The organism is Campylobacter concisus (assembly GCF_902460705.1).
GTDB lineage: Bacteria > Campylobacterota > Campylobacteria > Campylobacterales > Campylobacteraceae > Campylobacter_A > Campylobacter_A concisus_Z.
In genome coordinates this window covers 35,474-60,866 of record NZ_CABPUP010000002.1, presented here as the reverse complement: position 1 = coordinate 60,866, position 25,393 = coordinate 35,474, and the positions used below count along the sequence as shown (strand labels likewise).

Below are 25,393 nucleotides of genomic sequence, written 5' to 3'. Positions count from 1 at the left end.
ACTAAGCCTTACCAATAATAGTTTCTAAAACCAAGCAAAAATCCTCTAAAAAATATCCCATTGATTTATAAAAATTGCTAGTCGCGTCTTTTTGGATATCTTTTGAAAGCTGTTTAGCATAAGGCAAGAAAAATGAGACACTAAAAGCTGCAAGAAGCTTCATAGACTCCTTAGATGCTTCGCTTTTTAAAATATTTGCTATTAAAATTAGCTGATTTGAGATGCTATCAACCTCGCCCATTTTTGGCTGAAAATTTATAGCCTTATAAAATTGAGCTAGATCATCTTTTGCAGACGAAAAATAGTAACTTGCTTCAAATTTTGACTTTAAAATGACAAAATCGTCACATAAAGCAGCACTACTTTCATCTTTGATAAATTTGGTATAAAGCTCATTGCCTTTTTTATTTGCTTCGTTATTTGTCTGCGTTATCCACGCATTTGTCTTTTTGATACGCATAAAAGATGAAACGTCTAAAATGCCGCTAAAATTTACAGCAAGCGCAGCCGCTACAACGCTATAAAGTTCTCCAAATTTCAAATTTTAATCCTTAAGTCGTAGATATCTAAGTCTAAGTGCGTTTAAAACGACAGTAACAGAGCTAAGACACATCGCCATTGAGCCATAAACTGGGCTTAAAAGTAGCCCAAAGACCGGGTAAAGCACGCCAGCAGCCACTGGAATACAAATCGCGTTATACATAAATGCCCAAAATAAATTTTCTTTTATGTTTACCATAGTAGCATTTGCTAGTCTAACTAGTCCGGTCACGCCACGCAAATCATTTTTAATAAGCACGATATCTCCAGCACCTTTTGCTATATCTGAGCCCGAGTTCATAGCGATACCAACACTTGCTTCTTTAAGTGATGGTGAGTCGTTTACGCCATCTCCAACAAAGATAACGCCACCATGATTTGTAAGCTCTTTTATCTCATTAAATTTATCTTCAGGCAGCATATTTGCGTGATATTTACTCACATTTAGCTTCTTGGCAATACTTGCAACCACCTTCTCATCATCGCCTGAAAGGATCACACTTTGTAAATTTAGACTAGTAAGCTCATTTATAACATCGCTCGCCTCGTCTTTTAACTCATCACTAAGCGTTAAAAAACCAACAAATTTTTTATTTATAGCACAAAGTATGACGCCGCTTCCATCGTTTGTAGCCTCTTTTATAGCGTTACTTTCATCCGGATTTAAACTTACTTCATTTGCCAAAAGCAGCTTTTCGTTTCCGATTATTATCTGATTATTCTCATCCTCATAGATGATGCCTTGCCCGACAACATTTTGAAATTTTCCATTTAGCTTTTGTAAATCTATACATTTTTGCTTTGCATATCTAACGATAGCTTTTGAGATGAGATGCTCACTTAAATTTTCAGCAGAAGCGATAAGAGCTAAATCTTGCTCGCTTAAATTTGAGCTTTTGACGCTGATTTGCCCTTTACTAAGTGTGCCTGTTTTGTCAAATGCTACGAATTTAGCATCTTTTATTAGCTCTAAAACTTCTGGATTTTTTACTAAAATTCCAGCTTTTGCACCACATGCAAGCGAGCTTACTATTGCTATTGGCGTAGCAAGTCCAAGAGCGCATGGACATGAGATTATTAAAACGCAGATCGCGCTAGAGATCGCATAGGCGAAATTTCCACTAAAAATTATCCATATTAAAAATGTAAGAACTGAGATCGCCACGACACTTGGCACAAAGATGTTTGCTATCTTATCAGCGAGCCTACCTATTGGCATCTTTTTAGAGCTAGCGTCGCTTAGTAGGTTTAAAATTTGAGATAGCAAGCTCTCGTAAGAGCTCTTTGTCACCTTGATGCTTATGTAGCCATTTGTGTTTAGAGTGCCGGCAAATACGCCATCTCCTACCTCTTTATAAACTGGCAGGCTCTCGCCTGTTAGCATAGAAGCATATATCTCAGCGCCACCTTGAACTATCACGCCATCACTTGGAATGTTGTAGCCATTTTTTACGATGACGATGTCGCCTACTTTTAGCTCATTTACATTTACCTCTTTACTATGTCCATCTGGCATGACCAAAAAGGCGGTCTTTGGCGAAATTTTAAGTAGCGTCTTTAGGTAGTCGCCTGCCTTTGCCTTTGAGCGCTCTTCAAGATACTTACCTAGCAAAACAAAGGCTATTATCATCGCTGCGCCCGAGACATAGACATTTTTTAGATCATCTGGGATGAAATCTGAAAAGATCACAACAAAAAGCGAGTATAAAAATGCACTGCCGCTTCCAAGAGCTACAAGCACGTTCATATCGTAGTTTTTGTTTTTAACAGCCTCTATGGCGTGAGCAAAGAAGTCTTTGCCACTAAAAGCTAGCACCAAAAAGCCAAGCGCTAAAATGGCTAAATTTACAACCACGCTAGGCCTTACAAACATCTCAAGCGCCATGATGACCATGCTCGCTAGAAATGCAAATATAAATTTATTTCTGATCGCAGTTATATGCTCGTCTCTTTTGGCTTCAAATTCATCAATATTTGTCGCCACAAAATAGCCAAGCTTCTTTATCTTTTGCTCTAAAACTTCACGCACGCTAGCGTCTTTTAGGACAAATTCGCCGCTTGCATTTGCAAAATTTACATTTGCTTCAAGCACCCCATCTATCTTTTTAGAAACTTTCTCGATAGCGTTTGAGCAATTTACGCAGCTCATTCCCGCTATATTTAGCTTGACTTTTAAAGGCATATCAAAGCTCCTTTATAACGTCAAATCCAAGATCAGCCATTTCAGATTTAAATTTTTCAACTTCACTATCTTTAAGATCAACCCTAACTTGTCTTGGCTCTTTGCTAAGATCAACTTCTATCTTGCCAAAGTCATCTTCAAGTGCGTTTTTTATAGTGTTTGCGCAGTTTTGGCAGTGGATATTGTTTGCTTCAAATGTTTTCATATTATCTCCTTTATCATATGGTCGTATTCATGTAAATTTACAATTTTCTTGACATTAAATTTAAAGCCCAAACTCTCGTAAAATTTACGAACTTTTGGCTTATTTGTATCTACTATTAATGAAACCTTTTTATGCCCTAGTTCTTTTGCCTTGACAAATGAATACCTTATGAGCTCTTTTGCAAGCCCTTGGCCTCTAAAATTTTCATCAACAGCGATACTATCTATATAAAACTCATCATCAAAACACTCTTTTTCTACCTGGGCGTCTTTGCCAAGCGCCTTTAAATGCTGTGAAATTTCTCTATCAAGCTGCTCCGCGTCGCCACCAAAATATACACACATAGCAGCGATAATTTCCTCATTATGTTTATAAACAAAGACATTTTTATAGCTTAGTCTATTTGTCTCACTTTTGAAAAAAATTTCTAAAATTTCATTACTTTTAATAGGATCATCGTAACCACTTAGCTTGTAGGCGATATCTTCCATCGCTAAATTTAGTAGTTTTATGCAGATTTTTGCATCTTGTTTTTGAGCATTTTTTATCATGGCTTGATTATATGCCTTTAGCTTAAATTTTTACCAAATATTTTTTTAAATTTACAAATTAGGCGCTTTGGCTGGCAAACTAAAAATGTTTTAAAAAAGTATAAAATTTTTTTAGTTATAATCCGTAAAAAATTTATTTAAGGATATTTATGGGACGAGCATTTGAGTACCGAAGGGCCGCAAAAGAAGCTAGATGGGATAAGATGAGCAAGGTATTTCCAAAACTTGCAAAAGCTATAACAGTAGCGGCAAAAGATGGCGGATGTGATCCAGATATGAACCCAAAACTTCGCGCAGCCATCGCAGCAGCAAAAGCTGAAAATATGCCAAAAGATAACATCGATGCGGCTATAAAAAGAGCAAATGGCAAAGATAGCGCTGATATCAAGACTATCTTTTATGACGGCAAAGCAGCTCACGGCGTGCAAATCATCGTTGAGTGCGCTACTGACAACCCAACAAGAACAGTTGCAAATGTAAAAGCGATATTTAGCAAAAATGGCGGAGAAATTTTGCCAAGCGGCAGCCTTAGTTTTATGTTTACAAGAAAGAGCGTTTTTGAGCTTGAAAAACCAAGTGCAGATATCGAAGAGATCGAGCTTGAGTTGATTGATTATGGTCTAAGCGACATCGAAGAAGACGAAAACGCACTATTTGTTTATGGCGATTACGCAAATTTTGGCACACTTCATGAAGGCATAGAGAAGTTAAATTTAGTAGTTAAAAAAGCTTCACTTCAGTACTTGCCAAATCAAACCGTGAGCCTAGATGAAGAGCAAATGCTTGAGGTTGAAAGGCTTCTTGATAAGTTAGAAGACGATGATGACGTTCAAGCAGTTTATACAAATATTGAATAAAAAGGATATACATGCGTTTTGATGAATTAAAAGTTTATGATATAAATTTAGACGAGCTTAAAAAAGATAAATTTGCAGTTTTAGAGACAGATAAAGGCGAGATCAGACTTGAACTTTTTGCAGAAGAAGCACCACAAGCTGTCGCAAATTTTATCCATTTGATAAAATCAGGCTTTTATAATGGTCTAAATTTTCACAGAGTTATACCAAATTTTGTCATCCAAGGTGGCTGCCCAAATGGCACGGGCACGGGCGGTCCTGGCTGGAGGATAAAATGCGAATGCGACAACCAAAAGGTAAAACATGAGCGCGGTAGCCTTAGCATGGCTCATGCAGGACGCGATACTGGCGGATCGCAGTTTTTCATCTGTCATAGCAAGCAACCTCATCTTGATGGCGTGCATACAGTCTTTGGAAAATGCGTTGATGAAGAGAGCCTAAAGGTGCTTGACGCTATAAGACAAGGCGATAAGATCATCTCTGCTAAGATCAGAGAAAGCCTATAAAGGGGAAATTTATGAATAATACTAAAAAGCAAGGAAATCTTGCTGTAAGATTATTTACCAATCTTGCCTTTTGGGTTGTGATCGGTATTGTTGGTGGTGTTGTCGTTGGCATGGTCGCGCCTGAGCTTGGTATAGCAAGCAAGCCAGGCATTGATTATTTTATAAAAGCACTTAAAATTTTAATCGGCCCTATTATCTTTTTAACGATCGTTTCAGGTATCGTTGGGCTCGAGAGTCTAAAAGATCTTGGGTCTATTGGATTAAAGGCATTTATCTATTTTGAGATAGTTAGCACACTTGCGCTTGCTGTTGGTATCATCTTTGGCGAGACACTTCGTCCAGGACATGGCATGAATCTTGACTACACTCAGCTTGATGCCTCAAGCGTAGCTAAATTTACATCTCAGGCTGCAAATATGGACGCAAATAGCGGATTTGTAGCACATACACTTCATCTTTTAAGAGGAGCTGTGCCAGTAGATGACATTTTTCCTTACGTGCATATACTTGATCCATTTATAAAATCAAACACACTTCAAGTACTTTTCATGGCTATTATCGTTGCCATCGTACTTTCGCTGCTAGCTCATGATAAAAAACAAGCTTGCCTAAAGCCACTTGAATTTATTCAGCACTATGTCTTAAAACTTCTTAGTTGGCTTATGCTCTTTAGCCCAGTGGCTGCATTTTCGGCTATGGCTTATCTAATCGGTAAATTTGGTATCGGAACGCTTCTTGGCATGATGGAGCTTTTGGTTGTTATGGCACTTGCGAGCTGCTTTTTTATCTTTGTTGTGCTTGGCGTTATCTGCTATTTTGCGAAAATCAATGTCTTTAAATTTATGCGTTTTATTTCAAAAGAGGTATTGGTAGTCTTCGCAACAAGCTCGAGTGAAACGGCTCTTGCGCCACTTATGCAAAAGCTAGAATCAGCTGGTATAAATAGAGGCGCTGTTGGTCTTATCATTCCAACTGGCTACTCATTTAACCTTGACTGCACCAACATCTATCTAAGTCTAAGCGTTATTTTCCTAGCTCAAGCTTTCAACATCCCGCTAAGCTTTGAGCATCTAATAAGTATACTAATCGTACTAATGATCACAAGTAAAGGCGCAGTTGGCGTTACAGGATCGGGCTTTGTCGTCCTTGCTGGCACATTAAGCGCACTTCCGAGCACTGGCATACCAGTAGTCACCGTAGCTGTGCTACTTGGCGTTGATAAATTTATGTCAGAGATGCGTGCAGTTGGTAATCTTTGCGGTAACGCTGTTGGTTGCATGATAGTTTCTATCTGGGATAAAAAAGTCGATATGGATAAATTTAGATACGCACTAGATCATCCAGAAGAATTTCACTTTCACTCATAATATACATTTATAACTATAAGGGCAACTTTGCCCTTATTTTTCTTTTTATTCTAAATTTATACAATCTTCCTCCTCCTCAAACCTATAAAAATTTTTAGAAAATAACACAATAAACAATATTTGATAACTGGTTCAAGCACAAAAAGAAAAACTAGGAGCTAAGTGTAATAGGAAAAATTTTATTAGTAACTCATATATTTGTATCTAATATTTTGTTACTTACTAGAATAAATTTACAAATGTAATACTTGAACTTGGAATTTAGAAGAAAGATACTTTAATATCAAAAATGCCAACTAAAAAGACTAGCCTTGCAAGAAGCTTTTTTGCAAGGCTATATATAAATTAAGCGTTTGGTCCAGCTTTTGCGTACTCAACGCCCTCTTTTACATCTTCATAGCGTTTGAAATTTTCAACAAACATTTTAGCGAGCTTATCGCGTGAAGCGTTATACTCAGCTGCATTTGCCCATGTGTTTATAGGATTTAGCAGTTTTGTCTCGACGCCGTCAAGCTCTTTTGGGATAGCGAAGTTAAATTTATCAAAATTTTCAAATTCGCATTTTGTGATGCTACCATCAAGGATCGCATTTATGCAAGCACGTGTCGCTTTTATGCTCATACGCTTGCCAACGCCGTAAGCACCGCCGCTCCAGCCTGTATTTACAAGATAGACATTTACGCCGTGTTTATCTATTTTCTCACCAAGTAATTTTGCATAGACAGTTGGGTGAAGTGGCATAAATGGCTCGCCAAAGCAAGCACTAAAAGTAGCGACTGGCTCGGTGATACCGCGCTCTGTACCAGCAACTTTTGCCGTGTAGCCACTTAGAAAATAATACATAGCCTGCTCTTTTGTAAGCTTCGCAACTGGAGGAAGCACGCCAAAAGCGTCGGCACTTAAAAAGATGATATTTTTTGGATGGCCAGCACTTGAGCTTGGTTCGTAGTTGTCAATGTGATAGATCGGATAGCTTACGCGTGTATTTTCAGTCTTTGAGCCATCTTTGTAATCAACCACTCCATTTTCATCAGCCACGACGTTTTCAAGTAGCGCGTCACGCCTGATCGCTGCGTAAATTTCTGGCTCGCTACTTGGATCAAGGTTTATACATTTTGCGTAGCAACCGCCCTCGAAGTTAAATACACCATCATCGTCCCAGCCGTGCTCATCATCACCTATTAGCTTGCGCTTTGGATCAGTTGAAAGTGTAGTTTTACCAGTACCAGATAGGCCAAAAAATAGCGCTGTATCGCCTTTCTTGCCTACGTTTGCAGAGCAGTGCATACTTAGTTTACCTTCAAGTGGCAACCAGTAGTTCATCATAGAAAAAATACCCTTTTTCATCTCGCCGCCGTACCATGTGCCGCCGATCACTGCGACATTTTCCTCAACGTTAAATATAACAAAGACATCTGAATGTAGCCCATCAGCCTTGTAGTCCTCATTTTTTGTCTTACAAGCGTTATATACTACAAAATCAGGCTCAAATTTAGCTAGCTCTTCCTTGCTTGGACGTATAAACATATTTTTTACAAAGTGTGCTTGCCACGCTACTTCAGTGACAAAGCGGACTGATTTTTGGCTCTTTTTGCTAGCTCCACAAAATGCGTCTTGGATAAAAATTTCCTTGCCGCTAAGCTGCTCTTTTGCTTTTTTAAGAAGCTTGTCAAATAGCTCCTTTGTTATAGGCTGATTTATCTTGCCCCAAGCGATATACTTCTGACTTGGATCTTGTTTGACAAAGTACTTATCTTTTGGGCTTCTTCCAGTAAAAATTCCCGTATCAACCATAAATGTGCCGTTGCTTGAAACCCTGCCTTCGTTGTTTGCCTTTTCAAGCTCAAAAAGCTCGTCGTAGCTTAGATTGTGATTTATCTTTTTGATCTCTTTTAGACCTAGTTCGTCTAGTTTGTTTATCATGTTATTTCCTTTTAAAATTTTCATTTTTTATAAATTCTGACCTAAAAGTCATCAAAATGTTAATCAAATTTCGCTTAACACTCTCTTTTTAAAATGGGCAAATTTATTTAAATTTAGCCACCACTTGATTGTTCGCGACACTTTGACCTTTGCTAACTTCAATAGAGCCTATTACGCCATCTTTTGGGGCTTTGACCTCTATCTCCATCTTCATTGCTTCAAGCACGACTACAGCTTGCCCTTTTTTGACATGGTCTCCTGCGCTTACTAAAATTTTATGCACAGCACCCGGTAAGCTAGCAACGATATCATTTGCTGTTGCGCCTGCTGCTGCACTTTTAGCATTTTTTACGCTCTTGCCTTCAACTTCGGTGATCGATTTTACTTGGATGCTATCGTTAAAGCCCTCGCTTACTTCGACATTGTAGCGGCTACCATTTACGACGACACTATATCTGCCACTTTGAGTTTGTCTGCCCTCGTTTGCCTTAGCGTTTGGATCTACTTTTCTTACATTTACTTTTGCTTCGCCTTTTAAAAATGCGATGCCTTTTTCTTTACAAGCTGCTGCTATAAAAACATTTTCTTCGGTGACTTTGATCTTATTTTGTTTTAAAATTTCTTTTACGTGTGCAAGCGACTTACTCTCGTCTTTATCTGCTATATCAACTGCGTGTTTTGTAGTTGGTTTTAAGCCTAGTTGCTCGCTTGCAAGCTTGATGATCTCTTGATCAGGCGTAACTGGGGTCTTGCCAAAGTAGCCAAGCACCATTTTGCCATATCCCTCAGCGATCTTTTTCCACTTGCCAAACATTACATTATTAAACGCTTGTTGGAAGTAAAACTGGCTAACAGGGGTCACTGAAGTGCCGTATCCACCCTTTTGCACCACCTCGCGCATAGCAAGGATGACCTCTGGGAATTTATCTAAGATATTATTATCTCTCATCATCTGGGTATTTGCAGTGAGTGCGCCACCTGGCATTGGTGAAAATGGTATGAGCGGGCTTACTTGCACGGCTTCAGGTGGTAAGAAATACTCTTTTAAGCAATCATTCAAAACGCTTTCGTATTTTAAAATTTTCTCCACGTCAAGTCCGCCAAGATCGTAGTTTTTGCCTTTTACTGCATGAAGCATAGTTAAGATATCTGGCTGACTTGTACCACCACTTACTGGGCTTGCGGCTAGATCTATGCCATCAACGCCGGCTTCAAGCGCTGCAAGATAGCAAGCCACACTTACGCCTGCAGTTTCATGTGTATGAAGTCTGATATGAGTTTTTTCTGGAAGTAGCTTTCTAGCCATTTTTATGGTTTCATAGACCTTTTGCGGGCTACTTGTACCACTTGCGTCTTTAAAGCAAACGCTGTGATAAGGGATATTTGCATCTAAAATTTCTCTTAAAATTTTCTCATAAAATTTAACATCATGAGCTCCCACACAGCCACTAGGCAAATCCATCATCGTAACAACAACTTCGTGTTTTAGTCCGTGATGAGCGATCCTCTCGCCTGAATATTTTAAATTTTCAACGTCATTTAGTGCGTCAAAATTTCTGATGGTGGTGGTTCCATGTTTTTTGAAAAGTTTTGCGTGAAGGTCGATTAGCTCACGGCTGCCAGTATCAAGTGTGACGGTATTTACGCCCCTACTTAGGGTTTGAAGATTTGCTTTTGGTCCTACGATGCTTCTAAATTTATCCATCATCGCAAAAGCATCTTCATTTAGGTAAAAATAAAGGCTTTGAAATCTCGCTCCGCCACCAAATTCAAAATGCTCTATGCCAGCCTCTTTGGCTGCTTCAAGCGCAGGCAAAAAGTCATTCATAAGCACTCTAGCGCCATAAACTGACTGAAAGCCATCTCTAAAGGTCGTATCCATAACATCGATAAATTTCTTCGCCATCACCCACCTCATTAATTTTATAAATTTATTTAAAGAATTCATAGAAAATGACTAAATTGGTTAGAAACTCAAATTAGCCATTTTGCTTATTTCTTGGTATTTTACAACCAAAAACTTTTATATCATTTAAAAAGTGAGAGTAAGAAGTTTAATAATCCGCCGTGGCTCGCATCAAGCATTGGCTTTAATTCCATTAGAAAGACGCAGAAAAATACAAGTACAGCAAGCTGAATAAAAATATAAGGCACAACACCTTTATAAATAGCAGTCGTTTTTATCTCAGCTGGTGCGACTGATCTTAGGAAAAATAAGCTAAAACCAAATGGCGGTGTTAGGAACGAAGTTTGCAAATTCATCGCAACTAAGATTGCTAGATAAATTGGATTTATACCAAGCTTTGCGGCTATTGGTACCAAGATAGGAAGCACAATATATGAAATTTCAACAAAGTCGATAAAAAAGCCAAGCACAAAGATGACAACCATACTAAAAATGATAAAGCCCCACTTCTCACCTGGTAAATTTGTCATAAATTTTTCAACAATCTCATCGCCACCAGTGTAACTAAATACCATAGAAAAGGCTGTCGCACCAACAAGTATGGCAAAGACAAGTGCTGTAGTTTTTACGCTTTCTGCCAATGCCTCTTTTATCATAGAAAATGAAAAAGTCCTATAAAAAATAGCTAAAATAATGGCTCCAACGCAGCCAAAAGCTGAACTTTCAGTTGGTGTAGCGATACCTGCAAATATAGAACCCAATACACAAATAACCAGCAAAAGTGGCGGAAAGATAGCGATTAGTGCTCTCATGATCTGCTTAAATTTACTAACACCGCTCTCATCTTTTACTACAGGTGCAGTATCTGGTTTCAAATAAGCAACAATCAAAATATAAATGATATAAACTGCTACTAGCGTAAGTCCTGGGATGATGGCTTGATGAAAAAGCTCACCAACTGGCACTGAAAATATATCACCCAAAATAATCAGCACGATAGAAGGTGGAATGATCTGTCCAAGCGTACCAGCAGCACATATAGTGCCACAACCTAGCGCTTGGTCGTATTTATACTTTAGCATGACAGGCAAGCTTATAACACCCATTGCAACGACACTTGCACCAACAACACCAGTTGAAGCTGCAAGAAGTGCTCCAACCAAGATAGTGCTAATAGCAATGCCTCCGCGAATTTCTCCAAAAAGCATACCCATGCTCTCAAGTAGCCTCTCAGCTAGTTTTGACTTTTGAAGCACAACGCCCATAAAGACAAAAAGTGGAACTGCTATAAAAATTCTACTCTCCATGATAGAAAAAATTCTATAAGGCATGAAGTTAAACATATCTTTGAAGACTTCGATACTTCCAAGCAGTCCATCTCCGTCTCCAATGCTCTCAACAATACTGCCAATCATGCCAAATATCATCGAAACCGCACCAAAGGTAAAGGCTACCGGAAAGCCAATGCCTAGCATCAAAAGTGCAGCTATAAACATTATCAAGCCAGCCATTATTCCCCCTTTTTAGCTTTTTTGTAAAGATTAAAATTTCTTATAAAAAAGCCAATCGCAAAAAATACAAGTAGATAAAAAGAAAAAGGAATAAGTGCTTTTATGATCCATCTGTGAGTAAGACCGCCTGGATCCGCACTAGCTTCAGCTGAAGTATAAGCATCACTCACAAATTCAAACGATAAATTTGAAACCAAAAGTGCAAATGGGATTACAAAAATAAAAGTTCCTATCATATTTACAAGAGCTTTATTTTTTGGTGAAAATTTAGCATAAAATATATCAACTCTAACGTGCGCATCTTCTTTTAATGCATAGCTCATGCCAAGCAAAAATATCACAGCAAAAAAATGCCACTCAAGCTCCTGAAATGCGACATTTCCATAAGAGAAAAAATATCTTGCCACAACGTTAAAAAAAACATCTATTATCATCAAAGCCATAACAAACATGCAAATATAGCCGACTATATCGCCGACCTTATCAAAAAATTTCTCAACTTTTTGCATAAACAACCCTTAAAAAAACAATTTATTTATCATGATGATAAAGACGCAAACTGGCGCCACATATCTTAATAAAAAATACCATGCACTAAATACAAAGTCGCTCATATATGGACTAAATAGCACATAAAGTGCCTCTCTTTTCATAAAATATCCAACAAATATCGCTCCACCAATACCACTGATTGGAAGCAGAACATTTGAAGCGGTAAAGTCAAGAAAATCAAAGAAATTTTTACCAAAGAGCATAAATTTGTCGCCAACATTTTCTATATTTGATAAAAGACATAAAAATCCCAATACAAAAACACCGGCTCCAACTATGCTAAGAGCTTTTATCCTGCTAATGCTATACTCTCTGATCAAGAAAAATACAAACGGCTCTACGATAGAGATAGCCGAAGTAATGCCAGCAAAGATAAGTGCAGCAAAAAATGCCACAGCCAAAATTTGACCTATTACACCAAGCTTAGCAAAGAGCGTTGGAAGCGAAATAAAAACAAGTCCTGGTCCTTGAGACGGCTCAGCACCAAATTCAAATATAAATGTAAAGATAACAAGACCCATCATGATGGCTAGGACGATATTTATAAAGACGATACTTAGCGTAGAAGTGGCTAAATTTGTATCATCACTTAGGCTAGCTGAATATGTAATGATCGCTGCCATACCAAGTGAGAGTGTCCAAAAAGCAAGTCCAAGGGCAAGCAAGAGCGAATTAAATGAAATTTTGCTAAAGTCAGGAACAAGTAAAAACTCAGCAGATTTTGTAAAGCCATTCATTGTCATAGAAAAGATAAGCATGATTAAAACCATGATAAATAGGCTTGGCATCATCCAAACATTTAGCTTTTCGATACCACTTTTCACACCTTTTGAAAGGATAAAAAAGCAAGCTACAAATGCTATAACGAAATAAAGTGTCTGCTCGCCAAGACCATGTGTAAGAAGCTCGTTAAATATTACTTTTGAACTTTCTATATCGTTTGGAAGACCGGTAAAAGATAGTGTGAAATACTTAAAGACCCAGCCGATGATAACAATATAATAAGATGAGATTATGGCTGCGGTTACCATAGCTAAAATTCCAACTAGTTGCCATAAATTTTTATTTTTATCCGCCAACTTTCTAAAGGCATTTACACTATCACTTTCACTAAGCTTGCCGATACTTAGCTCTGCCATAAAGATAGGTATGCCAACTATAAACGTTATCAAAAGATATAAAATAACAAATGCTGATCCGCCATTTTCACCGACCATGTATGGAAATTTCCACGCATTGCCAAGTCCAACAGCTGACCCTGCAACTGCTAAAACATAACCTATTTTAGAAAACTGTTCTTTTGCCATTATGCAATCTCCCTTACTAGCACCACAAAAACTAGAACTGGCGCTATAAACCTTATTAAAAAATACCAAATTTTAAAAACAATCTCACTCATATAAGGCAAGAATAGCTCTTTTAAAAGCTCAAATTTCATAAAGTATCCAACAAAAATGGCAAATATAATGCCACCAAGTGGGAGCATAATGTTTGAGCTAAGATAATCAAGCAAATCAAAAAAGCTCTTACCAAAAAATGTAAGTGACTCCTTAAAATCGCCAATGCCGCTTAACGCACATAAAATTCCCAAAAGATAAACTACGGCACCGACAATGATAATTGATCTATTTCTACTAAGTCCCAAGCTTTTATTTAAGAAAAATATAAATGGCTCGACCATTGAAATAACCGAGGTGATGCCAGCAAAAAATAGCGATATAAAAAATGTAAATGCCAAGAAATTTCCAAGCGTACCGAGCTTTGCAAATAGTGTTGGTAATGAGATAAATGCTAGTCCTGCACCCTTTGACGGCTCTGAGCCAAATTCAAATGTAAAAGTAAAAACAATAAGTCCGATAATCACACTAATAATAATATTTGCAAAGACAACATAAAGTGACGATGTAAATAAATTTGTGTCATCTCCAAGACTTGATGAATAAGTAAGTATACACCCTATGCCTATACACATCGTAAAAAAAGCTAACCCAAGAGCATTTAATATAGCGCCTTGATCGATCTTTGAAAAGTCTGGCACTAGTAAAAATTTAGCCGCCTCGTCAAAACCATTCATGCCAAAAGAGTAGCCAAGCATAAGCAAAAGCAAAATAAAAAGTGCTGGAATAAGATATACATTTATACGCTCTATTCCACTTTTTATACCTTTTGTAAGTATAAAAAAGTAGGCAAAAAAAGCGATGCTAAAATATAAAATTTGCTCCCATGCGCCATTTGAAGTAAAATTTACAAAAAGCGCTTCTGAGCTTGCCATATCTTTTGGAAGCTCACCAAGACTTAAGATAACGTATTTTAAAACCCAGCCGATAATGAGCGTATAAAAAGAGGCAATGAATAACCCTGTCACCATCACAACACCAGCAAATTTCCATACATTTGCACCTTTTGTAGCTAGACTTTTAAACGCTCCAACCGTATCAAGACGAGAAATTTTACCCATTGCCATCTCAGCAAAAAATATGCTAAGCCCAACCACAAAAGCAAAAAATAGATATATAAGAATAAATGCTGAACCGCCATTACTACCGACCATATATGGGAATTTCCATGCATTACCAAGGCCAATAGCCGCTCCAATGATAGAAAGAACAAAACCAACTTTACTAAATCTATCCATCATTTACCTGCTATTTGATAGATCATGATGGCGCAAATTGCAATTGGCACTATATATCTTAGAGTAAAGTACCAAATTTCAAAAAATACTTTTCCCATAAATTCACCAAAGAGTAGATATAGGCTCTCTTTTTTAAGTTTATAGCCAACAAAAAAACTAAAAATTATGGCACCTATTGGCATCATTATATTTGAAGTAAGAAAATCAAGTGCATCAAAGACTGGCTTACCAAAAATACTAAAGATATTAGCCGTCTGCGCATAATATGAAAAAATACAAAAAAGGCCTAAAATATAGACAAAAATTCCAATATAAACAAGAGCCATTTTACGTGAAATTTCAAATTTTCTAACCAAATAATAAGCAAATGGTTCAATCATCGAAACAGCACTTGTAACACCAGCAAATAAAAGTGAAACAAAAAATGCGATAGCCATAACATTGCCAACTATCCCAAGCTTTGCAAAAAGCGTAACAAGTGAGATAAAAATAAGCCCTGGGCCACTTGCCGTGCTATCAGCTCCATAAGCAAATATAAATGTAAAGACCACAAGCCCCATCATAATGCCTATTAATATGTTTATAAAGATGATAGAAAGCGTTGATTTTATAAGATTTGTCTGCTCTGGTAAATTTGCAGCGTATGTCGGTATGACGCCAACACCCATAGATAGCGAGAAGAACGCGAGTCCAAGAGCTTGCAAAACAACATCTGGCGTGATCGCGCTAAAATTTGGTACAAATAAAAATTTAGCCGCCTTAACAAAGCCATCACCCATACTAATTGCATAAAAAAGTATACAAACAAGCAGTATAAAAAGACCCGGCATCATCCAAATATTTAGCTTCTCAATGCCACTTTTCACACCCTTTGAAACAGCAAAAAATACCATTAAAAAGACTAGACTAAAGCAAATCACGGCACTAGTTAGATCATTTGCCAAAAGTGTATTAAACTGCTGGGCTGCCTCTTCTTGATTGCTTAAAAGTGGCGAAAAGCCAAGATAAATATACTTTAATATCCAGCCAATGACAACCATATAAAACGAAGCAATAAGTATCGCTCCTATCATAAAAAAGCCTGAAAAAGACCATATTTTTTTGTGTTTTGGAGCAAGTTTATAAATGGAGCTTACAACGTCACTCTCACCAAGCTTACCAATGCTAAGCTCTGCTAAAAACGCTACAAAAGCGATAGCAAACGTGAGAAGTAAATATAAAATTATAAACGCTGAGCCACCATTGTTTCCTACCATTGTTGGAAATTTCCATGCATTACCAAGTCCAACAGCCGATCCTGCCATAGCAAGAACAAAGCCTATTTTTGAAAATTTTTCATTTATCATTGATTACCTGAGATTAAGAATAAATTAATTTTTTCAAAGATAACATAAAAAAACTTTTATTTTTCTAAGCCAAGAATTTTTTATGGGCAATTTAAATTTTTAGTGTTTTTATTTGAAACAAAGTTTTGTTTTTGTAATATTACGGCTCATAAAGTTTAAGTAGGGGACAGATCCGAAAGAACTTTAAAAATTTTAAAGGAGCAACGATGAAAAAGATCGTGTTTTTAATTCTTGGTCTTGCTGCATTCGCATTTGGCGCTGACGGCGAGATGATTAGATCATATTCAGTTATCGCTGGTGGTATTGGCCTTGGCCTTGCAGCTCTTGGTGGCGCTATTGGTATGGGCAATACAGCTGCTGCAACAATTAGTGGAACAGCTAGAAACCCAGGCGTTGGTAGCAAACTTATGACTACAATGTTTATCGCTCTTGCGATGATCGAAGCACAAGTTATCTACGCACTTGTTATTACGCTTATCGTTCTTTACGCAAACCCAATGCTTGGCTAAGCGTAAAGCTTAAATTTAGCCCCTCTTTGGGGCTTTACTCTTTTTGCGATCATGGTGGAATTGGTAGACACGCTATCTTGAGGGGGTAGTGCCACTAGGTGTGCGAGTTCGAGTCTCGCTGATCGCACCATCTAATCTTACACTTCAAAATCCAAAATCTTACAAAATTTAAAAAGGGGAATTTATGCTAGATAAAAAGCGTGCTTTAAAACAGCTACAAAATGAAGCAGATGATACCGCTATCTATACGTTACTTGAAGCTAGTGAAAAAAATAAAGAAAATAAAAAAATACTTCGTAAATTAATCACTGAAGAAAAACGACACTATGCTTTTTGCCAAAAGATAACAGGTGAGAGTAGAACTGCAAATTTATTCAAAGTCATCTTCTATACGATACTTGTTAAAATTTTTGGTACATCTTTTACTTTAAAATTTATGGAGTCACGCGAAGAAGACGCAGAGCAATTTTATCTTGGTATTGTCGATGAGTATCCTGAAGCTAGAGATATTTATGATGAAGAAGTAAATCATGAAAATAATTTAATCTCTATGCTAAAAGACATAAAGCTCGTAAATGCCGGCGGCATTGTTCTTGGTATGAATGACGCATTAGTTGAGCTAACTGGCACGCTAAGTGGCATTGCACTTGCTTTTTCAAATACAAAATCAGTTGGTGCGACGGGCCTTATCATGGGCATTGCAGCTGCTCTTTCTATGGCAGGATCAGCCTATCTTGAGTCAAAAGAAAATCCAAGTGACGAGATCAAACCGCTTACCTATTCGCTCTACACAGGTGGTTCGTACATCATAACAACGGTGTTTTTGATACTTCCTTTTTTCATCTTTTCAAGTGGTCTTTACGCTGTCTTGTCGATGTTTTTCTTTGCCTTTGTTGCCATTATCACTTACAACTTTTACATAAGCGTGGCAAAAGAGCTTAAATTTTTGCCAAGAGTGATTGAAATGTGTGTGATAACTTTTGGTGTTGCGATCATTTCATTTGGCATTGGCTTTTTAGTTAAGCACTATTTTGGCCTAGATATTTAATCCAAAATTTCATACCAGGTGTAGCTATCGTCTCCAAAATTCCCACTAAATAGTGGCTTTAAATTTAGATCAAGGCTTAAATTTTTACCATCCTTAAAATTTGAGCTTTGATATATAAGTAGCCATTTCACGTTTGCTAGCTTGCCATCTTTTGCAAGTTTTAAAAACTCACTAGCACCTTCAAACATGCTAAGCCCTTTTAAGCTAAGCTTTTTTTGAATGCTAACTTTGCGCCCTGGCACGCTAAAAAGTGGTATCGTCTTATCAAATTTATCACTTCTTGAATAGATTATGACATCTGGATTTTTGCCGCCACTTACTAGCCTACTATCAAGCTTTGGGCGATCAACTCGCACTGTGTTACCGCCGATCACTAGCGTATCTATGACGCTTCTTAGTTTATGGACGTGTGTACGGCTAAGTTCATTTGTGATGATGCCGCCACTTGCCACACCATTTTTACTAATTGCGATTTTTAAAAAGCTAAAGCCACCATTTTGATAGGCTAAAAATGGCTCAAGTAGCTTATCACAATGCTCTTTTAAAACGCCAAATTTAACTTTTATACCAGCGCTTTTAAGCAAATTACCACCGCCACTTGCTACCTTATTTTCATCGTAGCTACCTATTATCACCTCACTAAAACCAAGCTCTTTTAGTAAATTTGCACAAGGTGGCGTTTTGCCATGATGCGAGCAAGGTTCAAGAGTGACGTAGGCTTTTGCGTTTTTTAGTAAATTTGAGTGGTTGTTTAGTATAAATTCGTAAGTAAATTTTGGCTCTAAAAGGCTAAATTCGCCCTCTTTTATATTAGAGCTAAATTTATCGTTATAAGCTTTTATAAAATCTTTTTTAAATTTTTCACTTTTTTTGCAAAGTGAAAAAAATATCGCCGTTGGCTCAGCGTGCAAATATCCAGCCTTTTCATGGGCCTTACAAGACAGAATTTGCCAATTTTCATCAAGTATAAGGCATCCAACGGCTGGATTTGGATAGGTTAATATTTGAAATTTCCAAGCCTCGCTTAAAGCAAGATCCATGTAAAATTCGTCGTTCATCTATACCTCTTAAAAAAGATACTGGCGTTTGCCAGTATCTTTTTCATAAATTTACGACAAACCGTCGATCTTGCCATCTACGTCTATCTTCATATTGACAGCGGCTGGTACTTTTGGAAGTCCTGGCATCAGCATGATCTTACCGCAAACCGCGACGATAAAGCCAGCTCCCGTTCTAATATCAAGGTCTTTTACGCTAAATGTAAAGCCCTTTGCTCTGCCTAACAGCTTCGCATCGTCACTAAATGAGTACTGAGTTTTTGCGATACAAACTGGCAAATGGCTCAAATTTAGCTCTTTTATCATTTCAAGCTTTTTAAGAGCAGCCTCTTCAAAGACTACCTCACCAGCTCCATAAATTTCCTTAGCGACTTTTTCTATTTTAGTTCTCGTATCGTCGCTCATCTCGTATGTGAAATTTATCTTGCTTGGCTTATCGCACGCTTTTAAAACTAGCTCAGCAAGTTCAAGTGCACCTTTGCCACCTTTTAAGAAATTCTCACAAACTGCCACCTCTACACCAAGCTCACGGCAGTATTCTTTTACAAAATTTATCTCTTCATCGGTATCAAAGCCAAATTTATTAAGCGCTACGACTACGTTTTGACCAAATTTGACTTTTAAATTTTCGATATGTCCGCCAAGGTTTTCGATACCTTTCTTAAGGGCGTTCATATCTGGTTTTGTTATCTCGTCCTTGTTTGCTTCGCCGTTATATTTTAGCGACCTGATCGTACTTACAAGCACTACAGCGCTTGGCTTAATGTCCGCAATCCTGCATTTTATATCTAAAAATTTCTCCGCACCAAGCTCCGAACCAAAGCCGGCCTCAGTGATGACATAGTCTGCTAAATTTAGAGCTGTTTTTGTTGCGATGACTGAGTTGCAGCCATGTGCGATGTTTGCAAATGGACCACCATGCACGAGCGTAGGTGTGTGTTCTAATGTTTGAAATAAATTTGGCTTGATCGCATCTTTTAAAAGTATACAAACAGCGTCTTCGCAGCCTAGATCACGCACATAGATAGGCTTTTTGTCGCTATCATAGGCGACCATGATGTTTGCCACGCGCTCTTTTAGATCAGAGAGGCTCGTAGCCAGACAAAGTACGGCCATGATCTCGCTTGCAGCGGTGATGTTAAAGCCATCTTCTCTTGGCACACCATCAGTCCTGCCACCCTGCCCCACAGTGACAAAACGAAGCGCGCGGTCGTTCATATCCATACAGCGCTTCCATAAAATTTTCTCTATTTTGAGTGGATTTTCTTGATAGAGGCTATTATCTATCATCGCTGAAATCAGGTTATTTGCTGATGTTATAGCATGAAAATCGCCAGTAAAGTGTAAATTTAGATCTTCCATCGGCGCAAGCTGCGAGTAGCCGCCACCTGCTGCTCCACCCTTTATGCCAAAAACTGGTCCAAGAGATGGCTCGCGAAGCGCTAAACAAACCTTTTTATTAAGTGAATTTAGTGCGTCAGCTAGACCGATAGACATAGTCGTTTTGCCTTCGCCGTATGGGGTTGGATTAGTCGCGGTGACTAAGATGAGCTTTGAGTTTGATGGCTCAAGTCTAGGGGAAATTTTAGCCTTAAATTTTCCGTAAAGCTCGAGCTCGTCTTCACTTAAGCCTAGTCTTGCAGCAACTTTACTGATATGTTCTAGCTTTGTTTGATGAGTTATCTCGATGTCGCTTAGCATTTTACCACTCCAAATATGTTTTTGCTTTTTTTATCTCACTGATGTTGATCTCAAAAATTTCCTCTTCATTTTCAACTGCAATGTTCTCTTCATCCGCTTTTACGAGTCTTCCTCTGAATTTATCAGCCTCGGTTTGAACTTTCACAAGCTCGCCAACACTCGCTTTAAAATGAGACGGCTTACTAAGTTTTCGCTCAAGTCCGGGCGAGCTAACCTCTAGGTTGTAGTCTCCACTAACTGGTGGTGTCACGTCAAAAATAGGTGAAAGCAGACGGCTCACTTTTTCGCAGTCATCTAGGCTAACTCCGCCATTTTTTGTGATGTAAACTCTAAAAATAGCCCTGCCATTTTCATTTGCGATCTCGCTGTCGTAAAGCTCAACACCGCATTCGCGTACTAGTTTGTCTAAATTATCCATTTTTGTTTAAATCCTTTGAAATTTTATCAAACAACTTATCCATATGGTTTTGGTACTCTAATCTATCGTCAAATTTAAAGTGAAAATTTGGGCATCTATACCAGCCCTCAGCTGCCATACAGTGGTTTTGCAAATGCCTACAAACTCGCTTTAAATGCCCCAAAATATACTCTTGCTCGCGCTCATCAAATGCCATCTTGTCAAGATAGACAAAGGCGTCGTATCTACCCTTTTTGCACTCGACGTCAGTGACGCAAAGCCCCTTTAAAATGCTATCTTCAAGAGTAGCTAGAGCCTCTGGAATGAGCTCTTTTAACACACTCTCTGTTCTCATACGCTTTATTTCGTTAGCGTTCATAGAGTAGCTTTCTCCTTAACTTCTTTGAAGCTTTCGATGTAGTCATTTTCTCTGATGTCGTTGAAATTCTCGATACCAACGCCGCATTCATAGCCTTTAGCAACCTCTTTGACATCATCTTTGAAGCGTTTGAGCGAGCTAACCGAGCCCTCATAAACAACCACACCTTCTCTAATAAGGCGAATTTTTGCACCTCTGTTTATCGTGCCCTCAGTGACGATACATCCAGCAATAGCACCAACTTTTGGTACATGGATCACTTGGCGAACCTGAGCTTGACCAAGCTGCTCTTCGCGAATGATAGGCGACATCAATCCACCTAAAATCGCCTTCACATCGTCAATTAGATTATAAATAACATTATAAGTCTTTATCTCGACACCGCTCTCTTTTGCCTTCTCTTTTATCTCGCCAGTTGGCCTTATGTTGAAACCAAGGATTACGCAGTCTTCGCTCGCACTAGCGAGTGCCACGTCGCTTTGTGTGATGCCACCAACGCCTGAGTGGATGACATTTACTCTGATCTCATCATTTGCAAGTTTTTCTAAGCTTGCTTTTAGTGCCTCAAGTGAGCCACCAACGTCAGCTTTGATGATGACTGGAAGCGTCTTTAACTCACCCTCAGCGATCTTAGCACTAAGCTCGTCAATACTAACTTTTGTGCTCTTGCTAAGCTCTTTTTGGCGGATATATTCAGCCTTTTTCTGTGCGTATTCACGAGCCTCTTTATCAGTTTTTACACCTATTAGCGTCTCGCCTGCCTCTGCTATCTCGCTAAGACCTACTATAACACCGCATTCGCCTGGTTTTATATCTTGCAAAGGTTTACCCTGGTCATCAAGTAAGCTTCTTATCTTTCCATATGCAACGCCAGCTACGACAGTATCTCCAACATGAAGTGTGCCATTTTCAACGATAATAGTAGCTACTGGACCACGGCCTTTTTGAAGTGAGCTCTCGATAACAGTTGCTTTTGCATTTGCCTTTGGATTTGCTTTTAGTTCTAAAAGGTCAGCTTGTAAAAGTACGATCTCAAGTAGATCATCTATACCCATGCCTGTTTTTGCAGAGATTGGCACAAATTCATACTTTCCGCCCCACTCTGTTGGCATGATATCAAGCTCAGCAAGACCAGTCTTTACCAGGTCAGGATTTGCCGACTCTTTATCCATTTTGTTTATCGCGATGATTATTGGTACACCAGCAGCTTTTGCGTGGCTGACCGCCTCTTTTGTTTGTGGTTTTACACCATCATCTGCCGCAACAACGATGATAACTATATCAGTTACGCCAGCACCCCTTGCACGCATAGCGGTAAACGCTTCGTGACCTGGAGTGTCGATAAATGTGATATTTTTGCCGTTTTTATTTACCATATAAGCACCCACGTGCTGAGTGATACCGCCAGCCTCGCCAGCTGCTACGCGAGACTTTCTTATGTAATCAAGCAGTGAAGTTTTACCATGATCAACGTGACCCATGATGGTTATGACTGGTGCTCTTGGCTGGAGATTTTCATCATCTTTTATCTCTTCTTCATAGGCTGCTACGTAGTCAAATTCTTTTTGATCGTCGATGATATTAACCTCTACATTAAACTCATCAGCCAAAATTTCTATCGCATCTTCATCCAAAAAGTCATTTTTTGTTGTCATCATACCAAGCATGAAAAGCTTACCAATAATCTCACTTGGCTGCTTGTTTAGCTTTTCAGCAAATTCATAAACACGAATTTCTTTTGGAATATTTATAGACGTCACAGCTTCGTTGTTTTGTTTATTTTCAGGCTTTTTGTGTTTTTTTCTAGCTCTTCTTTGAATGCCGCCTTCGCCAAATGAATTTATCGTATTGTTGACCGTAGTTCTCATAACATTTGGCTGTTTTATCTTTTGTGCAGGTACTGGTGCTGGGGTTTTAAAACTAAAATCAGGAAGAACAACTACATCTTCATCTTCTAGTACGATGTCACCAAAATCACTTCCACCAAGCAGATCCATCTTCTGAGCGCTATCCTTTTTACTTACAACAACTACTTTTTTATCTTTTTTCTTTTTCTTAGCTAAATTTTCATCATTTGCTGAAAACATACTTTTAAAATCGCTTATGTTAGCTATGCTTGGTTCAGGCTTTTTCTCTTCTTTTGTAGCAATTGGCGCTTCATAATCTTTTTTCTTTTTTACTATCACAAGACCACGTCTTTTTTGAGTCACATCGGCCAAACTCTCTTTTGGTCTTGGAGCTTCGACTTGTTTTTGCTCTACTTTGATTTCTTCTTTTTTAGGCTCAATTTTTTGTTTTTCTTCTAAAATTTGTGCCTCTTTCTTAGTCTCAGCTTTTACCGACTTTGACTCGGTTTTAGTAGTAGCTTTTTTAGGTTCGCTTTTTTGTTTTTCTTCTTTTTTTACTGACTCTTTTTCTACTTCTTTTTTAGGCTCTTTTTTTGGTTTAGGTTCACTCTTTTTCTTTTTAAATTTATCTGGTATCACGCCAGTTTGAACATATTCATATATAGCTTCGGCCTCTTCAAGGCTAACTGCATTTGAGTGAGTTTTGACTTTTAATCCTAACTCTTGAGCTTTTTCTACTATCTCTTTACTTGGATAGCCAAGCTCGTTTGCGATCTCTGAAATCCTAACATTGCTCATTTAAGAGTATCTCCTTTAACTTCGGTGCATCACAAATAAAAGCACCTTTAGTTTGTTTATCAATTATTTTTTTTAAAATTTTTATATCTTTTTGTATACATTTGTCACACAAATAAAAGCTACGACCATTTCCTTTGCCATGCTCTAAATTTTTACCTACCAAGCGGTATCTTTTTAGCAAGCCCTGAGAAATTTTAATTTTACAAGCGACACATGTCCTTACAGGATTATTTTTGTTCATTATATCTTTTTAAACTTGTTTTTAGCTTTGCGTAATTTCGTATCCATCGTTATCAAATGAAAAAACCTCAACCCTAAAATCACCAAATTTACTCTTTAAAATATCTTGTAAATTTTTAGCATCATCTTTGTAAGCGATATTTAAAAAGCTTGAACCTGAGCCTGAAAGCGTGCTCATTAAAGCACCATTTTCATAAGCTACTTTTCTAACTTCAAAAAGCTCTTCTAAAGCGTACATTCTACGCTCTTCATGCATCAAATCTTTGCTTGCTATTTTTAAGAGATCATACTTTTTTTCATAAAAACAAGACGTTAAAAAAGCGGCATGAGATAAGTTATTTACGCATTCTTTCATCGTATAATTCTTTGGTAAAATTTGTCTTGACGAGGATGTACTCATTGGTTTATTTGGGATAACAACTACTGCTTTTATCTCGTCACTTAAATTTATTTTATTTGCGTAGACATTGCCATTTTTTACGATCGCGCTGATAAATCCGCCGTGAACTGCTGGCGAGATATTATCAGGATGGGTTTCGTAGATGATAGCTTTATTTAAAACTGTTTCTTTGCTTGCCTTAAAGCCAGCCATTTCGTATGCTGAAGCAATGGCTCCAACGATCACAGCGGAGCTACTGCCAAGTCCCCTTGAAAATGGGATATTATTTTCAAAAACGACTCTAAAATTTTCATTTTTACCAGTTAGCTCAAAAAAAATTTCATTAAAAATACTTAAGAATATATTATTTCTTTTTAAATTTACACTTCCACTGCCTTCGCCGTTTATCGACACTGAACTAAATTTTGCTGGCTCGATTTTCACGCTATTAAAAAGCTTCAAACTAAGCCCCAAAGCATCAAAACCAGGGCCCAAATTCGCACTTGTTGCAGGCACTAAGATATTCAAAATTTCTCCTAAACTGCTTGGATGATATAATCTGGTAGTGTATCTGAATTTAGTTTTAATTCATCTAAATTTAAAGGCAACCTAAATCCTACTGGCTCTACTTTTTCAAGTGAAATTTTGCCATCTTTTAAAATGAAGCTTAAATTTTTATTTGCTCTGATCGCTTGGCCTCCATTTAAGCCAAAGCCGCTAACCGCATAAAATTCGCAACCCTTTGCTAAAGAGAAAGTCTTTAAGATAACATAGGCCACCTTTAACCCCATAAAGCTTCCGGGCGTATTTGCATAGATAATTTTTGTGATATTAAATTTAGAGGATAAATTTTCTAAGATTTTTATCAAAACTTCACTGACATGTTCATCAGTCGTAATTTCATCAAATTTTACGCCGTCTTTATATACTCCAACTAAAAGCGGAGTAGATAAAGA

General features: G+C 37.9%; 24 protein-coding genes and 1 tRNA gene. 6 read left to right on the top strand and 19 right to left on the bottom strand.

All coding sequences use genetic code 11. From position 1 onward, the window contains the following. Nucleotide 1 precedes the first annotated feature (1 nt). From F3G75_RS04270 to F3G75_RS04255, 4 genes are read right to left on the bottom strand one after another with little or no spacing between them, the layout of a single operon-like run. The gene (locus F3G75_RS04270; RefSeq protein WP_149716683.1) at nt 2-541 is read right to left on the bottom strand and encodes an oxidoreductase; all 540 of its coding nucleotides are present in this window, start codon (nt 539-541) and stop codon (nt 2-4) included. A gap of 3 nt (nt 542-544) precedes the next feature. Continuing rightward, a complete protein-coding gene (locus F3G75_RS04265; RefSeq protein WP_149716682.1) occupies nt 545-2,722 on the bottom strand; it encodes a heavy metal translocating P-type ATPase in 2,178 nt (725 codons plus the stop codon). A 1-nt stretch (nt 2,723) separates the two neighbouring features. Beyond that, complete coding sequence (locus tag F3G75_RS04260; protein WP_087579699.1) at nt 2,724-2,927, bottom strand: heavy-metal-associated domain-containing protein; 204 nt, start codon at nt 2,925-2,927, stop codon at nt 2,724-2,726. Beyond that, nucleotides 2,924-3,478: a GNAT family N-acetyltransferase gene (locus F3G75_RS04255; RefSeq protein ID WP_149716681.1), complete on the bottom strand. Its 555-nt coding sequence runs from the start codon at nt 3,476-3,478 to the stop codon at nt 2,924-2,926. The genes F3G75_RS04260 and F3G75_RS04255 overlap by 4 nt, the downstream gene beginning before the upstream one ends. Nucleotides 3,479-3,627: 149 nt before the next feature. Between F3G75_RS04255 and F3G75_RS04250 the strand changes: the two genes are divergently transcribed. From F3G75_RS04250 to F3G75_RS04240, 3 genes are read left to right on the top strand one after another with little or no spacing between them, the layout of a single operon-like run. Beyond that, nucleotides 3,628-4,335 (top strand): YebC/PmpR family DNA-binding transcriptional regulator, encoded by a 708-nt coding sequence (locus F3G75_RS04250; RefSeq protein ID WP_021093135.1) that lies wholly within the window; start codon nt 3,628-3,630, stop codon nt 4,333-4,335. Nucleotides 4,336-4,346: 11 nt separating this feature from the next. Continuing rightward, entirely contained in the window at nt 4,347-4,841 is a 495-nt protein-coding gene (locus F3G75_RS04245; protein ID WP_149716680.1) for a peptidylprolyl isomerase, read from the top strand. Between the two features lie 11 nt (nt 4,842-4,852). Then, a complete protein-coding gene (locus tag F3G75_RS04240) occupies nt 4,853-6,208 on the top strand; it encodes a cation:dicarboxylate symporter family transporter (RefSeq protein ID WP_103600024.1) in 1,356 nt (451 codons plus the stop codon). A gap of 345 nt (nt 6,209-6,553) precedes the next feature. Here the strand turns inward: F3G75_RS04240 and pckA are convergent, their stop codons facing one another. The 7 genes from pckA to F3G75_RS04205 all read right to left on the bottom strand — a co-directional run bounded on the left by pckA (nt 6,554) and on the right by F3G75_RS04205 (nt 16,081). Then, nucleotides 6,554-8,128 (bottom strand): phosphoenolpyruvate carboxykinase (ATP), encoded by a 1,575-nt coding sequence (pckA, locus tag F3G75_RS04235; RefSeq protein ID WP_188115390.1) that lies wholly within the window; start codon nt 8,126-8,128, stop codon nt 6,554-6,556. A gap of 106 nt (nt 8,129-8,234) precedes the next feature. Continuing rightward, nucleotides 8,235-10,037 carry a biotin/lipoyl-containing protein gene (locus tag F3G75_RS04230; protein WP_149716678.1) on the bottom strand — a complete coding sequence of 601 codons (1,803 nt, stop codon included), beginning with the start codon at nt 10,035-10,037 and terminating at the stop codon, nt 8,235-8,237. Between the two features lie 122 nt (nt 10,038-10,159). Further along, the gene (locus F3G75_RS04225) at nt 10,160-11,548 is read right to left on the bottom strand and encodes a TRAP transporter large permease (protein ID WP_054196248.1); all 1,389 of its coding nucleotides are present in this window, start codon (nt 11,546-11,548) and stop codon (nt 10,160-10,162) included. Next, the gene (locus F3G75_RS04220) at nt 11,548-12,057 is read right to left on the bottom strand and encodes a TRAP transporter small permease subunit (protein WP_149716677.1); all 510 of its coding nucleotides are present in this window, start codon (nt 12,055-12,057) and stop codon (nt 11,548-11,550) included. The genes F3G75_RS04225 and F3G75_RS04220 overlap by 1 nt, the downstream gene beginning before the upstream one ends. 9 nt (nt 12,058-12,066) lie before the next feature. Further along, a complete protein-coding gene (locus F3G75_RS04215) occupies nt 12,067-13,407 on the bottom strand; it encodes a sodium-dependent transporter (RefSeq protein WP_149716676.1) in 1,341 nt (446 codons plus the stop codon). Further along, on the bottom strand, nt 13,407-14,738 hold the full coding sequence (locus tag F3G75_RS04210; RefSeq protein WP_149716675.1) for a sodium-dependent transporter: 1,332 nt from the start codon (nt 14,736-14,738) through the stop codon (nt 13,407-13,409). The genes F3G75_RS04215 and F3G75_RS04210 overlap by 1 nt, the downstream gene beginning before the upstream one ends. Then, nucleotides 14,735-16,081 carry a sodium-dependent transporter gene (locus F3G75_RS04205; RefSeq protein ID WP_149716674.1) on the bottom strand — a complete coding sequence of 449 codons (1,347 nt, stop codon included), beginning with the start codon at nt 16,079-16,081 and terminating at the stop codon, nt 14,735-14,737. The genes F3G75_RS04210 and F3G75_RS04205 overlap by 4 nt, the downstream gene beginning before the upstream one ends. A gap of 206 nt (nt 16,082-16,287) precedes the next feature. On the opposite strand from F3G75_RS04205, the gene F3G75_RS04200 reads away from it, so the two are divergent. From F3G75_RS04200 to F3G75_RS04190, 3 genes are all read left to right on the top strand, one after another. Continuing rightward, on the top strand, nt 16,288-16,590 hold the full coding sequence (locus F3G75_RS04200; RefSeq protein WP_004317263.1) for a F0F1 ATP synthase subunit C: 303 nt from the start codon (nt 16,288-16,290) through the stop codon (nt 16,588-16,590). Nucleotides 16,591-16,635: 45 nt separating this feature from the next. After that, nucleotides 16,636-16,720 (top strand) — tRNA-Leu (locus tag F3G75_RS04195). Nucleotides 16,721-16,774: 54 nt separating this feature from the next. Continuing rightward, entirely contained in the window at nt 16,775-17,638 is an 864-nt protein-coding gene (locus tag F3G75_RS04190) for a VIT1/CCC1 transporter family protein (protein ID WP_149716673.1), read from the top strand. Here the strand turns inward: F3G75_RS04190 and ribD are convergent. The 8 genes from ribD to F3G75_RS04150 are packed head-to-tail and all read right to left on the bottom strand — an operon-like array spanning nt 17,635 to nt 25,336. Beyond that, nucleotides 17,635-18,696 carry a bifunctional diaminohydroxyphosphoribosylaminopyrimidine deaminase/5-amino-6-(5-phosphoribosylamino)uracil reductase RibD gene (ribD, locus tag F3G75_RS04185; RefSeq protein ID WP_149716672.1) on the bottom strand — a complete coding sequence of 354 codons (1,062 nt, stop codon included), beginning with the start codon at nt 18,694-18,696 and terminating at the stop codon, nt 17,635-17,637. The genes F3G75_RS04190 and ribD overlap by 4 nt on opposite strands. A 51-nt stretch (nt 18,697-18,747) precedes the next feature. Then, a complete protein-coding gene (locus F3G75_RS04180; protein WP_149716671.1) occupies nt 18,748-20,397 on the bottom strand; it encodes a formate--tetrahydrofolate ligase in 1,650 nt (549 codons plus the stop codon). Nucleotide 20,398: 1 nt separating this feature from the next. Beyond that, nucleotides 20,399-20,815 carry a ribosome maturation factor RimP gene (gene rimP / locus F3G75_RS04175; protein ID WP_149716670.1) on the bottom strand — a complete coding sequence of 139 codons (417 nt, stop codon included), beginning with the start codon at nt 20,813-20,815 and terminating at the stop codon, nt 20,399-20,401. Continuing rightward, nucleotides 20,808-21,173: a 30S ribosome-binding factor RbfA gene (gene rbfA / locus F3G75_RS04170; RefSeq protein WP_021090755.1), complete on the bottom strand. Its 366-nt coding sequence runs from the start codon at nt 21,171-21,173 to the stop codon at nt 20,808-20,810. Before rbfA ends, rimP begins: the two co-directional genes overlap by 8 nt. Beyond that, a complete protein-coding gene (gene infB, locus F3G75_RS04165) occupies nt 21,170-23,818 on the bottom strand; it encodes a translation initiation factor IF-2 (protein ID WP_149716669.1) in 2,649 nt (882 codons plus the stop codon). The genes rbfA and infB overlap by 4 nt, the downstream gene beginning before the upstream one ends. Next, nucleotides 23,805-24,059, bottom strand: coding sequence for a YlxR family protein (locus F3G75_RS04160; protein ID WP_149716668.1), 255 nt, complete (start codon nt 24,057-24,059; stop codon nt 23,805-23,807). The genes infB and F3G75_RS04160 overlap by 14 nt, the downstream gene beginning before the upstream one ends. Before the next feature lie 21 nt (nt 24,060-24,080). Further along, nucleotides 24,081-24,965: a homoserine kinase gene (thrB, locus tag F3G75_RS04155; protein ID WP_149716667.1), complete on the bottom strand. Its 885-nt coding sequence runs from the start codon at nt 24,963-24,965 to the stop codon at nt 24,081-24,083. An 8-nt stretch (nt 24,966-24,973) separates the two neighbouring features. Continuing rightward, nucleotides 24,974-25,336, bottom strand: coding sequence for a glycoprotease (locus F3G75_RS04150; RefSeq protein WP_149716666.1), 363 nt, complete (start codon nt 25,334-25,336; stop codon nt 24,974-24,976). Nucleotides 25,337-25,393 lie beyond the last annotated feature (57 nt).